Here is a 13,187-nt window from a genome sequence, read left to right as displayed (position 1 = left end):
CTAGAACAGTCCGCTCTGGTTGAATCGCTTGGCCAGGGCGTTGGTGCCGAAGATCAGCAAAATGCCCACCAGGGATTTGAACAGGCCCACCGCGGTGGAGTAGCTGTAGGCACCCTGGGTGATGCCCACGAAGTAGACGTAGGTGTCAAAGACATCCGCCACTTCCCGGTTCAGGGCATTGGTCATCAGGTAGATCTGCTCGAAGCCCGTGTTGAGCATCTGCCCGATGGCCAGGATCAGCATCACGATGATCGTGGAACGGATCGCGGGAAGGGTGATGTGCCAGACCCGCCGAAACCGGCCGGCGCCGTCGATGATCGCCGCCTCATACTGGTCCTGGTCCACGGTGGACAGAGCCGCCAGGAAGATGATGGTCCCCCAGCCCGTGTTTTTCCAGATTTCCTGCAGCACGATCAGGGGCCGGAACCACGCGGGGTCGGACAGGAAATCAATGTGGGTGCCCAGGACGTTGTTCAGGAGCTGGAACAGCGGGCCAATATCCAACGCGAACAGCAGGAAGCTCAGCGATGCCACGATGGTCCAGGACAGGAAGTGCGGGATATACACCAGCGTCTGGACCGTACGCTTCAGGATGGACAGCCGGACCTCGTTGAGCAGCAGCGCCAGGATGATGGTCAGCGGAAAGGCCACGCCCAGGTTCAGGAAGGCCAGGATCAGGGTGTTGCCCAGCAGCCGGGGAAAGTCGGGGTTCGCGAAGAAGTCCTCGAAGTTCCGGAACCCCACCCAGGGGCTGCCGTTCACGCCAAGGAACGGGACGTAATCCTTGAACGCGATGGACACCCCGTACATGGGGGCGTAGCGGAACACCGCGAAGTACACCACACCGGGCAGGAGCAGCAGGTACAGCCACTTGTAGTGGGCGAAATGGACAGAGAACCTGCCCCCGGTCCGGGGAGCGGTGGCATTCCCGCGCGTCTGCTCCCCGGCGAGGGTGTCAATGACAGGGGCTGCCATTTACTTGTTGTCCTGCCACAGCTTGTTGATCTCTTCCTTGACCTTGTTGCCGCCGCTGGTGCCCCACAGCTTGATGGCGTCCTTGAGGCCCTGCTCATCGATCTGGCCGGCGAGGTACTTGATGCGCGCATCGGCCACAATGTTGTCCAGCTGCGCACCCTTGGCAACGTAGGTTTCTGAGACGTAGGGGGCGGCCGGGTTGTAGACGGCGCTCTTCAAGTCTTCCTCCATCACTTCGGTGCGCTTGTCGAACACCTGCTGCTCGTAGTCGGTGGGCTGCTTGACCGGGTAGAACTGGTTGCCCGCCACATTCATGCCAAGCTGCGCGTAGCTCTTGATATCGGTGGTCACAGCCTTGCCCTCAGCGGTCTCGGGCTTGATGGTGGCCGCTTTGCCGTCCTCCACCGTGAAGTTCACGCCTTCGATGCCGTTGTTCAGCAGGACGGCCACGTCCTTGCCGTTCATGGTGTTCAGGAACTGCAGGACCTTGCCCAGCTCGGCCTCGCTCTTGACACTGGCCTTGGGAATGGCCAGGAATCCTGAGTAGCCGTCGGTGGGGTGCGCGTGCAGTTCGCCGTCGGGTCCTTCGAGGTTGCCCACGAAGCCCACCTTGTTCTGGAAGTTGTTGGGGTCTGCCTGCTTGAACAGGTTGATCAGCACGCTCACCCGGGAATCGACGTCGACAATGATGCCGCCCTTTCCGTTGAAGAACGGTTCGTTCCACTTGGTGCTGTCAAAGGTGGCGAAGTCCGGGTTGATGAGTTTTTCGTCCACCATCTTCTTGATGAACCGGTCCGCCTCGAGGAATTCGTCCGTTTCGAAGCTGGGGATGAGTTTCCCGTCCCGCTCCGTCCAGCGGTTCCCCGCGCCGTACCACTCCTCAATCACGTCGTAGGGGCTGTTGGTGCCCAGCGCACCCCACTTAGGGATGGTGATGCCGTAGGTGTCGTTCTGGCCGTTGCCGTCCGGGTCCTGTTCGGTGAAGGCCTTGGCCACCTTGTACAGGTCCTCCACGGTCTTGGGCGGCTGGAGACCCAGCTTGTCCAGCCAGTCCTGCCGGAACATGACGGCCGTACGCATGGGGGCGCGGCCCCGGAATACCCCAAAGACCTTGCCGTTGACGCTGGCGTTCTTCTGGATGTCCGGAAGAGTTGTCTTGAGGTTGGGGTACTTGTCCAGCTTGTCCGTGAGGTCCCAGAAGGCGCCGGCCTGGGCGTTCTTCACAAAGCCGGGTGTCTTGCCCTGGATCACCATGACCTGCGGGATGTCGGATCCGGCCAGCGTGATGTTGGTCTTGTCCTCATAGGAGGCGTTGGGGGCCCAGTTGATCTTGACCTGTTTGCCGGTCAGTTCTTCCAGCTTCTTCTGGACCGCGCCGTCCGCTGCTGGCGGCTGCGCCTCCAGGAACGGGGCCATGATGGAGACCGAGGTGAGGTCCGCAGCGGGAGTGTTGCTCCCGCTGCAGGCCGTGAGACTCAGTGCCGTGGCGGTGACGACGGCGGCGGCCAGGGAAAGTTTCCTGCGGATCATATTCTTCCTTTTCCACTTCGTTGGGGTACTTGGGGGTTGTTCCGCCCCTTGTTGATACGTTTCAGTCACGTGTCCGGGCAGGTCTGGGCCACATCAATGCAAGCGGCCGGCTGCCCGGGGGAAGTCAGGCAGTCGAGGCCTGCTGGAGGGCTGGCGGGACGGCTGGTTCCGCCACAGCTGCTACGGCCGCGTCATTGGCGGTGAAGAAGCGGTCACACAACCAGCCGGTGAGGTAGAGCCAGACGCCGATACTGAAGAACGGGATCAGGCCCGGAAGGCTGCCGCTGGCATAAACCACCGCGGCCGAAACAAAGAGCAGGATCACCGTTCCCGCCAGGTGCCGCACCGCAAACCGGGAGGACACCAGCAGGTACTGCGCCATTGGGAGCTCATACCGCGCATACATGGGGAACACGTAGCAGGCGGCACCGGCCACGAAGATCGCCGCAACGAAAATGCCGGCCGCCATGAGCTGCGAAAAGAGGCCTGCGCCCCGGGAGAAGTAGTTCCAGTTCAGGACAAGCGCCGCTGCGATGGCCATGACCGGGAGTGAAAGCATGTTCGCCCTGGGGAAGCTCCGGAAGTATGCGGCGGTGAAGCCACGCAGCAGAGGAGCGGCGTCCCCAGCGGCCCGCTTGCGCACCGCAATCTGGGCGGCGGCAGTAGCCGGTCCAGCACCGAAGACCCCCAGACCCAGAACGGTGAAGGCGATCCACAGCAGATTGAGGCAGGCTATCCATACGAGCGTGTCAAAAAATGAGTAGGCGCGCGCACTCAAGGTTCCGGACAGCATGCCGCAATCCCCCTTCTCCATCGTTGCAGAGGCGAAGCGGAAAGTGGTCCGCATCACGCCAGTAATCGGTTCCTCGAAAATCTAGCCCTCCCTCCACACCCGGGTCAAGCGGAATTTTGAATCGTTACATAGCTGGACGGGGGACGCCTGCATACCGCACACTAAAAGGTGGAAAGCGCTTGCTGGACTGCTGCGCACCTCGATGCTGGTACCCGCAGGCCGGTGCCCGGGCAGAACGGAGAACCATTGGGAACAGCAACGGAAGCCGCCGGCGGCGGCGCCGGGACAGTCGCCGCACCTGCTGCGGCAAGGATTGCCCTGGTGGGGGTGCACGGCTTTGGCACCCATCACCTTCGGAACCTCGAACGCCTCCAGGCGGCCGGGAGCGTTGAACTGGTGGCCGTGGCGGACCCGCAGCCGCCGGCACCCGGCGCCGTCCCGCCGTCGGCCGCTGTTTACCAGGGGCTCGATGACCTCCTCGAGGCGACCCGGGACCTGGACCTGATCATTGTGGCTACGCCCATCCAGACCCATGCCCCGCTGGCCCTGGCCGCCCTCTCAACGGACGCTGAGCTGTACCTGGAGAAGCCTCCCGTGGCCTCCCTCGTGGACTTCAACCGGCTGTGTTCGGCGGCATCGCAACCGCGCCGGGAGGTACAAATCGGCTTTCAAAGCCTCGGCTCGCACGCCCTGAAAGCCATCGAAGAACTGGTTGCCGCCGGAACCATCGGAACCCTGGAAGGCATCTCCGCCACCGGCCGCTGGGTGCGGGACAAGGCCTACTTCAAGCGCTCCCGCTGGGCGGGAAAACGGAGCATCAATGGGGTGGACGTGGTGGATGGTGTTGCCACCAATCCACTTGCGCACGCCGTGGCAACCGCGCTGCGGATTGCCGGGGCGCGCACCACCGCGGACCTCGCTTCCGTGGAGACCGACCTGTACCGTGCCAACGACATCGAGTCGGATGACACGTCCGTGATCCGGATCCGCACCGCTACGGGCCTGCCGATCACCTGCGCCCTGACCATCTGCGCGTCGGAATCCGTGGAGCCCTATGTCACCCTTCAGGGCTCGGCCGGCAGTGCGGTGTTCCACTACACCGAGGACCGGCTCACCATCGAGACGGCGTCCGGGCGCACGGAGGAGACCTACGGCCGCGACGACCTGACGGAGAACCTCCTGGCCCACCGGGCCCACGGCGTTCCGCTGATCAGCAGCCTGCTGGACAGCGGGGCGTTCATGCTGGTGCTTGAGGCCGTCAGGACAGCACCGCGTCCCGTTCCCATCGATCCAGCGCATGTCCGGTGGGAAGGCGAAGGCGATGCAGCCCATGCCGTGGTGGTTGGCATCGAGGACGCCCTGGAGCGCGCGGGCCGGCAGCATGCCACGTTCAGTGAGCTTGGCCTCCCCTGGGCTGCCGCCAAACCAACTTCCTTCGAAATCCCGGCCTCATGAGGGGCGTGGAGGAAGCCCCAGACCGCGAGGCCGCAGCGATTTCGGAAGACGCAGGGCAGCTCCACGCCATCAACCTCCTGACGGACGGGCTTGCCTCGTGCCTGACCGCCGCACTGTCACCTCAGTTCAGCTGGCAGCTGGGGCAGGACGACGACGGCGACCCCGCCCTTGCGCGGCAGACCGGCTACGAGCTTGAGGTCCAGGATGCCCCGGGCGCCGTGCTGTGGAACTCGGGGCAGGTGCCGGCCTCCTCCCAGCGTGGCGTTCCGTACGGCGGTTCCCGCCTTGACGAGGACAGCGACTACGCCTGGCGCGTGCGCATCCGGGACGCCACCGGTGTCCCCGGTCCCTGGTCCGCCCTCCAGCCCTTCAGCACCGGCCTCACGGACAGTTCGTGGCGGGCCGGCTGGATGGGACGGGCCCCGGGTGGACGGGCCCCGCTGGAAGTGCTCGACCACGCACTCCGGGTGGCAGGTTCCCCCTTCCTCCCTGTTCCCTGCCCTGCGCTGCCCAGCTTCCGGATTGACGCCCGAGTACGCCCCGTGATGGGCCGGGCCGGCCTGCTCCTGCGCAGCAGCGGCCCCGGCACCGGCCTGCTGCTGGAACTGGGCGCCACGGGGGAAGTGGTGCTCCGCCACGCCCCTGCATGGGAGATCCCCTCCCCCGCGGCTCCGGAGACGGAATTAATAGCCAGCGCCCAGGCCACCAACGCGGCGTCCGGCGCCTGGCGGAACCTTGCGGTCAGCGATGATGGCCGGATCATCCGCGTCGCCGTGGACGGCGCCGAACTGCTGGCGGTTGACGTCCCTGTTGACGAAGGCGGCGCAGCCATGCTTGCGCTGCACCAGGGCCCGCGGAGCCAGGCCGAGTACGCCTCCCTGCGCGTCGCCGGGACTGCCGGCGGACGCGAAAACCTGCTGCTGGACCACCGTTTCGACACGGACGCTGACCAGGCCCTGGCATGCCTGGCGCACTGGCCCCGAACCACCCTTCACCGCCAGCCGGATGAGTGGACCCTGTTCCGGACCACCTTCACACTCGGCGGGACCGTGCGGCGTGCCCGGCTCTACGCCGCAGCCCACCATCACGCCCAGTTCTCCGTGGCAGGAACGCACTGCCTCAGCACCACCTCGTTCGGCTACCCCGGCGAGGGCTATTACGACGCCGCCGACCTTACGGAGCTCCTCGCCGGACACCCCACGGACACGCCCGTGCCGGTGACGGCCCTGCTTCACTGGTACGGCCCGGGCCAAGGCCGCGCCGCCGGCATCCCCGGCCTCCTGGTCCGGCTCACCGTGGACTACGACGACGGGCGCCGGGAAATCCTTGCCTCGGGCCCTGGCTGGTCCGCCGGCGAGGCGCCGTACCGCCAGGCCGGCTACCGCAACGACGAGGGCGATCCCGTCGAGCACCTCGACGGACAGGCAGCCGCGTCCCTTGACGCGGCTTTTGACCTGCCGGCCGCCATCCCCATTGCCGGCCACCCGTCGTCGGACTTTCCCCGGCTGCACCCCCGCAGGACCTTCCTTGCCGGCGGGTTCGTGGCGCCACGGCAGTTCCTGACGGCCGACGACGGCACAATGGTTGCCGACTTTGGCCAGGTCATCGCCGCGCGGCCGGAGGTGAACTTCCTGGACGGGGTGCCCGGGCGCACCGTGATGCTCCGGGCCGGCTACGTCCTGCGCCCCGATGGCAGGGTGGACGCCGGGAAGACCGCCAGCCAGAACACCGACATGTCCTTCCCCTACACCCAGGCTTCCGGGCCCCAGCAGTACCGGGCCTCAGTGCATCTGGGCTTCCGTTACCTGGAGCTTCCCGGCGTGGATGCCGCGGAAGTCTCACGCGTTGGCGCCGCTACCGTCCATGCCAGCCACCCCGCCGAGGGCAGCTTCAGCAGTTCGGACCCAACCCTGGACGCGGTGTTCGGCCTGCTCCGCGATTCTGCGCTGCATGGCATCCAGGAACAGTTCGTGGACACTCCCACCCGGGAAAAAGGCCAGTTCCTGGCCGACGCCGCGAACATTTCCTATGCCACCATGGCGCTGTTCGGCGAACACGCCTATACGGCGCAGGCGCTCCGGGAGTTCGCCTGGTCAGCCTGCCGCTATTGGCATGACGGGGAAGAGAAGGGGCGCTACAACGCTGTCTATCCCAACGGCGACGGGAAGCGCGACATCCCCGATTTTTCACTGATGCTGCCGGAATGGGCGGAGGAGTATCACCTGCGCACGGGTGACCTTGCCCTGGTCCGGGAGTTGCTGCCGCACCTGCGCGACACGGCCGACTATGCGCTCCGGTACATTCCGGCGGAGGGCCCGACGGCGGGACTGGTCACCAGGCTGGGCGGCGGCTCCGGACCCTACCTGCACGGCATCGTCGACTGGCCGGCGCCCGGCCGGTTCGGCTACGACATGGACTGCGCGGCCAAAACCACCGTCAACGCCCAGGCCTACTCGGCCCTGGTGTCCACCGCCCGGCTCTGCGGCGCGGCCGACGAACAGGACGCGGCGGCCCACTATGCCGGCATGGCCCGCACCCTGGCCGGCGCGATCCGCAGCCGGCTGCGCGTTGGCGGGGTGATGGTGGACGGGCTCCACGAGGACGGGACACCCAGTTCCCACGCTTCCCAGCACGCCACGTCCTTCCCGCTGTCGCTCGGCATCACTGACCCCGCCTATGGGGCTGCGGATGCCGCCCGGATTGCCGGAATCGGAATGCGGCAGGGACCCATGACGGTCCACCGGCTGGTCCGCGCGCTGGTGGACCAGGGCATGACTGACGCCGTGCTGGACCTGCTCACCGGCAAGGGGCAGCCCGGCTGGGCACGGCTCCTGGACCGCGGGGCCACCTTCACGTGGGAGGCGTGGGACCTGGTTGACGGCAGCGACTACAGCCAGTCGCATGCCTGGTCCGCGTCCGTGCTCAACGAGATCCTTGAGCACCTGCTCGGCATCCGGTACGCCGTGGCCGGCGGCACCGAAGTAGTGGTCGAACCACCGCTCTGCCGGCTGGAGCATGCCCGCGGCAGCGTCCCTACCGGCAACGGATACGTTCAGGCCGGCTGGCACCGGCGCGGCGGCCTGGTGGAACTGGAATGCACCATTCCACCCGGAACCACGGCAATCGTCCGGCTGCCCGACGGCGCCTACGGGGTGAAGGGGCCCTCCGCGGATGCCGTCGTCGTACCTTCCGTCCCGTTGCGCGCAGCGGCCGGCGCCGCCAGGGAATTCCGCGTGCACACCGGCACCTGGACGTTTACGGCCCGGTAGTTGCCACGGGAGGACGGGTGCGCCGCCCGTGCCGCCAGAGCAGGAAGCCGATGACCACGGCGGACAGCATGCCCAGGCAGCCGGTGACCACCAGCCCGGCCCGGACACCGAACTGCTCGGTCAGCCAGCCGGCCAGGAGGCCGCCGCAGGCATGCCCGCCCAGCAGGAGCGGCAAATACAGGGCCATCACCCGGCCGCGGATAGCGGGACCGGCTTCGAGCTGGACGGCCGTGGCGGCTGAGGTCAGGAACAGCAGCGTCATCACACCCACCACCAGCTGCATCGCCACGAACAGCACCAGGGTGGGCATGAGCGCGGCCACCAGCTGGGACAACCCGAAGAGGGCCGCCGCGGCCACGATGCCCTTTCGGCCCATGTTGCCCAGCCGTGCCGCCAGGAGTGCGCCTGCCAGTGCGCCCAAGGCGCTGACCGTGTTGAACAGGCCAAAGCCTTCCACCCCGTTGTGCCACACCCGCTCGGCAAAGGCGGCAAGGACCACCGGCCCGTTCATGCCAAAGGCGCCCAGCAGCCCGGCCAACACAATAAGGAGCAGCAGGCGCGGCCTCTCCCGGACATACCGGAAGCCGGCAAGGACCTGGCCCCGGCCCCTTTCGGCCGGTGCGCCGGGGTGCAGTTCGTGCAACCGGATGCCGGCAATCAGGCCGAGCACCACAACCCCGATCAACGCATTCAAAGCGAACGCGGCCGCCGGTCCTGCCTGCGCAATCACGATGCCGCCCAGCGCAGGCCCGGCCATGGCGCCCAGTTGGGACAGGGCGTTGTTGAGTCCGATCGCCGAGCGCAGGGCGGCGTCGCCCACCACTTCATTGACGAAGACCTGCCTGGTGGGCTGGTCCACTGCGGCGGTGACGCCCAGGGCGATACAGCTGCCGTAGACCACCCAGACGGTCAGGGTGCCGCTTGCCGCCCATGCCGCCAGCCCAAGGCCCAGAAGCACGATGACGGACTGGCACACCATCATGATCCGGCGCTTGGGGAAGAGGTCCACCACCAGTCCGGCCAGCGGGCCCACCACCAGCATGGGCAGGAACTGCAGGGCGACGGCGGCCCCCACCGCCGCGGGGCTTCCGGTCAGCTGCAGCACCAGCCAGTCCTGCGCCAGCCGCTGCATCCACACGCCAAGGCTCCCGGCCAGCTGCATGGCCAGGAACAGACGGTAATTGTGTTGGCTGAGGGGGTGGTACCAGCGGGCCCGGGTGGTACCGGGACTGGCGGCGGGTCCGGAACGGGTTCGTCGGGAAGGCACAGCTACCGGAGGGTGCGGTGGGAACGGAGTTTGACTGCGGCCGCGGCGAGGATCAGGGTGCCGGGGACCACCACGAAGAGCGCCGCAAGCATCCAGACGAACACCACTGCGCAGAACAGCGCGGCCGCAAGAAGCAGCGAACCGGTCCAGTCGCGCAGGGAGATGTCCTTGCCGGTACGGAGGGCCTGGTGCCACATGTTGTTGCCGGTGGCGCCGGTGGGCTGGCCGTCGGACCAGGCGGAGGCGGTGCGGAGCAGCACGATCGCCGCCCCGGCCGCCAGGACCAGGGTGGCAGGCAGCACCACACCACGGCCGGGAAGCTGCCCCACCCAGGCCAGCAGGAGGTTGAGGACAATCACGACAGCGGCAGCCGCCGTCGTGAGGCCCAGCTTCCAGCTGCCCGGCAGGGCCTCCTTGAAGAGGCTCCAGAGTCCGCGGACCGAATCATCCCGGCCCGCCAGGTGGCGTTTCAGGTGGGCGATGCCGGCGGCGTAGGCGGCGGGGATGGTGACCAGCGGGATGGACAGCACCAGCACCAGCAGTCCTGCCAGGAGGGTTTCGGAGAACAGGGCAAACCTGTTCACCGGGATGGGCTCGTGCTGGTGGGCTGCCGGTGTGGTGCTGTCCATGATGCTCATTTTTCTCTCCGTTGACCGTTAGCCCTTGAGGCCCTGGGTGGAAACGCCTTCGACGATGTACCGCTGGAAGATCAGGAAGAAGATCAGCACGGGGAGCAGGGCCAGGACGGACATGGCGATCATGGCGCCGTAGTCCGAAGACTGGGTTTGGTCCACGAAGAGGCGCAGGGCCAGGGGCAGCGGGTATTTGTCGGGGGTGTTCAGGTAGAGCAGCGGGCCCAGGAAGTCGTTCCAGCTCCAGATGAAGGAGAAGATCGAGGTGGAGATCAGGGCCGGTTTCATCAGGGGCAGCATGATGGAGGTGAAGATCCGGACGTGCCCTGCGCCGTCGATGCGGGCTGCTTCGTCGAGTTCGGCGGGGAGGTTTCGCATGAACTGGACCATGAGGAACACGAAGAACGCGTCTCCGGCGAGGAACTTGCCGATGAGCAGGGGGACGTAGGTGTCCACCAGTCCGAGCTGCTGGAAGATGATGTACTGCGGGATGATCACCACGTGGAACGGCAGCAGCAAGGTGGCGATCATCATGCCGAAGAACACGCTGCGTCCGGGGAACTTGATCCGGGCGAAGGCGTAGGCGGACACGCTCGCTGAGAGGATGGTGCCCACGACGGCGCCGACGGCCAGGATCAGCGAGTTGGTGAAGAACTGCAGGGTGGAGACCCCGCCGATGCCGTCCATCGCGGTGGCGAAGTTGTCAAGGCTGAAGTTGTTGGACCACAGCGAGGTGTTCTGGCCGCCGATTTCCGAGTTGGGTTTGAACGCGGAGGCGATCATCCACAGGGCCGGGTAGAGCACCACGCAGGTCAGCACGAGCGCTGCGGCGTGGAAGATGGTGCTCTTGGCGCGTTTTGCGCTGCTGGATTCGGATTTCGGGTTGTAGGCCGGGGCGGTGGCGCCCGGGGCCGGCTGGACGGGGGTTGCCGTGGTTGTCATTTTGCATCACCGCTGTAGTGGACCCAGGACTTGGACGTGCGGAAGAAGATCAGGGTGATGATGCCTACCACGATCACCAGCAACCATGCCATGGCTGAGGCGTAGCCCATCCGGAAGTCGCTGAAGCCCCGCAGGTACAGGTAGAGGGTGTAGAAGAGGGTGGATCCGGCGGGGCCGCCTTCACCGTTGGAAATGATGTACGCCGACGCGAAGATCTGGAACGCGTGGATGGTTTCCATCAGGAGGTTGAAGAAGATCACCGGGGAGAGCATGGGCCAGGTGATGTTGAAGAACTTCCGGACAGGACCGGCACCGTCCATCGATGCTGCTTCGTAGAGTTCGCCCGGGATCTGCTTCAGGCCGGCCAGGAAGATCACCATCGGGGCGCCGAACTGCCACACGGTCAGCAGGATCATCATGGGCATGGTCATGGACGGATTCCCCACCCAGCCGCCGATGTTGATCCCGAAGAAGGACAGGCCCTGGTCAACGGGTCCGGAATCGCCGAACATGGCCTTCCAGACGATCGCGATGGACACGGAGGCCCCAATCAGGGACGGGGCGTAGAAAGCCGACCGGTAGAAGCCCTGGCCGCGGCGCTTGCTGTTCAGCAGCATCGCCACCGCCAAGGCCGCGGCGAGCTTGAGCGGGGTGCCGAAGACCACGTAGGACAGGGTCACGCCCACGGACTGCAGGAACCGCTCGTCCTGGAAGAGGGTGGCGTAGTTGTCGAAGCCGATCCACTTGGGCGGCTCGAACAGGTTGTAGTTGGTGAACGACAGGTACAGCGAGGAGATCATCGGCCCGACCGTCAGGGCGATGAAACCCAGCAGCCAGGGCAGCAGGAAGGTGTAACCGGCGCGGGCATCCGCCCCGCGCTGCCGCGACTTGCGCGGCAGCGCGGTACCGGAGTGCCCCTGGCGCCTGCTCAGGGTTGGGCTTTGAGTCACGAGTTCAATCCGTCAGTCGTGAACACTCGATCGGCACTGGCCGGATCAGGCATTCTGCTTGATGAGGTCTTCGGCTTCCTTGAACCACGCGTCGACGGCACCGTCAACGGTGAGCTTGCCGTAGTTGAGGTCGGAGGCGATCCGGCCGAACGACGCTTCGAGCGTGCCGAAACCAACGATGGGCGGCTCGGGTGCGTCCTTGAGGTACTGCTCGATGGACTTCTCGTAATCAACCACCAGCTTGTCGGCGCCATCGAACGTGGTGCCGTCGCGCTGGGTCTTGGAGGCCGGAACGCCGCGGGAGGTCTTGAAGATCTGGCCCACCTCGGGGTCGTTGACCATGAAATCGATGAAGCGTGCGGCAGCGTCCTTGAACTTGGTCTTGGCGCTGGCCACCATCAGCATGGACGGCTTCAGGAACAGGCCCAGGTTGTTCGGGTCGTCCGAGGGTACCGGTACCAGCTTGAGTTGCTTGGCACCGCTGTCGGCCAGGTATCCGGCCATGAAGTTGTCCCAGGTAACCTCGGCGGCACTGACGTTGGAGCCGAACGGCGACTTGGGCTTGAGCTGGGTTACCCGGTCTTCCGGCACGAGGGCCTGGGTGCCGCGCAGCTTCGAGTTGAGGTTCCACCAGGTCTTCAGGTCGTCCTTGCTGAATCCCAGCTTCCCGTCGCTGGTGAAAGCCTGGATGTTCTTCTGCCGGAGCCAAATGTTGAACTGCCACCACACGCCGGTGAAGTCCGTGGAGCCGTACAGGGTGCCGTTGCCTTTGTCCCCAACTTCCTTCAGGAATGCCTGGAATTCGGACCAGGTCCACTTACCGGTGGGTTCGGCGATGCCCAGGGAAGCCAGCTTGGCGGGATCGTAGTAGACCGCGAAGGCGTTGGTGCTGGTGGGGATGCCGTAGGTCTTGCCCTTGATCTGGCCGGACGGCAGGAGTGATTTCTCGAACGCGGAGGTATCGATCTTCACTGTGCCCAGGTCCAGGAGCTGGTTGCGCTGGCCGTAATCGCGCAGGTAGGACAGGTCCCACTGCATCACGTCAGGCAGGCCGCCGCCTGCCGCTTCGGTGGCGCGCTTCTGCCAGTAGCCGGCGAAGTCCGTGAAGTTGCCGTTGACCTTAATGTCCGGGTTCTTCGACTCGAACAGGGCGATGGCTTTGCGGGTCCGCTCGGCGCGGTCGTCGTTGCCCCACCAGGTGTAGTTGATGGTCACGGGTTTTTCAGCGGATCCGGTCTGGCCGGACGAGCTGCCTCCGTTCCCACAGGCTGCCAGGGCTGCGGCAGATGCGGTGCCGATGGCCACGGTTGTGAGGAAATGCCTTCTGTTGATCACGGGAGCCTCCTTGCTCTACGGGTGCCTGGCCCGGCTCGG

The 13,187-nt window shown here is 65.9% G+C and carries 10 protein-coding genes; 2 read left to right on the top strand and 8 right to left on the bottom strand.

Annotated features, from left to right (window positions below):
* The 3 genes from AC6JAM_RS12495 to AC6JAM_RS12485 form a co-directional block, all read right to left on the bottom strand.
* Positions 1-975: an ABC transporter permease gene (locus AC6JAM_RS12495; RefSeq protein ID WP_018768916.1), complete on the bottom strand. Its 975-nt coding sequence runs from the start codon at positions 973-975 to the stop codon at positions 1-3.
* Positions 976-2,505 carry an extracellular solute-binding protein gene (locus tag AC6JAM_RS12490; RefSeq protein ID WP_497934788.1) on the bottom strand — a complete coding sequence of 510 codons (1,530 nt, stop codon included), beginning with the start codon at positions 2,503-2,505 and terminating at the stop codon, positions 976-978.
* Between the two features lie 124 nt (positions 2,506-2,629).
* Complete coding sequence (locus AC6JAM_RS12485) at positions 2,630-3,352, bottom strand: YesL family protein (protein WP_223992630.1); 723 nt, start codon at positions 3,350-3,352, stop codon at positions 2,630-2,632.
* Positions 3,353-3,544: 192 nt separating this feature from the next.
* Here AC6JAM_RS12485 and AC6JAM_RS12480 point away from each other — a divergent pair, with 192 nt between their 5' ends.
* Both AC6JAM_RS12480 and AC6JAM_RS12475 read left to right on the top strand, forming a co-directional pair.
* Positions 3,545-4,753 carry a Gfo/Idh/MocA family protein gene (locus AC6JAM_RS12480; protein ID WP_134164119.1) on the top strand — a complete coding sequence of 403 codons (1,209 nt, stop codon included), beginning with the start codon at positions 3,545-3,547 and terminating at the stop codon, positions 4,751-4,753.
* Positions 4,754-4,758: 5 nt separating this feature from the next.
* Positions 4,759-8,022 (top strand): family 78 glycoside hydrolase catalytic domain, encoded by a 3,264-nt coding sequence (locus AC6JAM_RS12475; protein ID WP_497934787.1) that lies wholly within the window; start codon positions 4,759-4,761, stop codon positions 8,020-8,022.
* On the opposite strand, the gene AC6JAM_RS12470 is transcribed toward AC6JAM_RS12475, so the two are convergent.
* Genes AC6JAM_RS12470 through AC6JAM_RS12450 form a run of 5 tightly spaced genes read right to left on the bottom strand, consistent with a single transcriptional unit; the run spans position 8,009 to position 13,148 of the window.
* Positions 8,009-9,289 (bottom strand): MFS transporter, encoded by a 1,281-nt coding sequence (locus tag AC6JAM_RS12470; protein ID WP_497934786.1) that lies wholly within the window; start codon positions 9,287-9,289, stop codon positions 8,009-8,011. The two genes, AC6JAM_RS12475 and AC6JAM_RS12470, sit on opposite strands and share 14 nt — an antisense overlap.
* Before the next feature lie 2 nt (positions 9,290-9,291).
* A complete protein-coding gene (locus AC6JAM_RS12465; RefSeq protein ID WP_018768922.1) occupies positions 9,292-9,927 on the bottom strand; it encodes a hypothetical protein in 636 nt (211 codons plus the stop codon).
* Positions 9,928-9,945: 18 nt separating this feature from the next.
* Positions 9,946-10,863 (bottom strand): carbohydrate ABC transporter permease, encoded by a 918-nt coding sequence (locus tag AC6JAM_RS12460; RefSeq protein ID WP_056392638.1) that lies wholly within the window; start codon positions 10,861-10,863, stop codon positions 9,946-9,948.
* Positions 10,860-11,813, bottom strand: coding sequence for a carbohydrate ABC transporter permease (locus AC6JAM_RS12455; protein WP_018768924.1), 954 nt, complete (start codon positions 11,811-11,813; stop codon positions 10,860-10,862). The genes AC6JAM_RS12460 and AC6JAM_RS12455 overlap by 4 nt, the downstream gene beginning before the upstream one ends.
* 45 nt (positions 11,814-11,858) lie before the next feature.
* Positions 11,859-13,148 (bottom strand): ABC transporter substrate-binding protein, encoded by a 1,290-nt coding sequence (locus AC6JAM_RS12450; RefSeq protein WP_056392636.1) that lies wholly within the window; start codon positions 13,146-13,148, stop codon positions 11,859-11,861.
* Between the last annotated feature and the right edge of the window lie 39 nt (positions 13,149-13,187).

The organism is Arthrobacter sp. GmRoot5-12 (assembly GCF_059739365.1).
The sequence above is the reverse complement of the archived record's forward strand: the minus strand, read 5'-3'. Positions and strand labels throughout refer to the sequence as shown.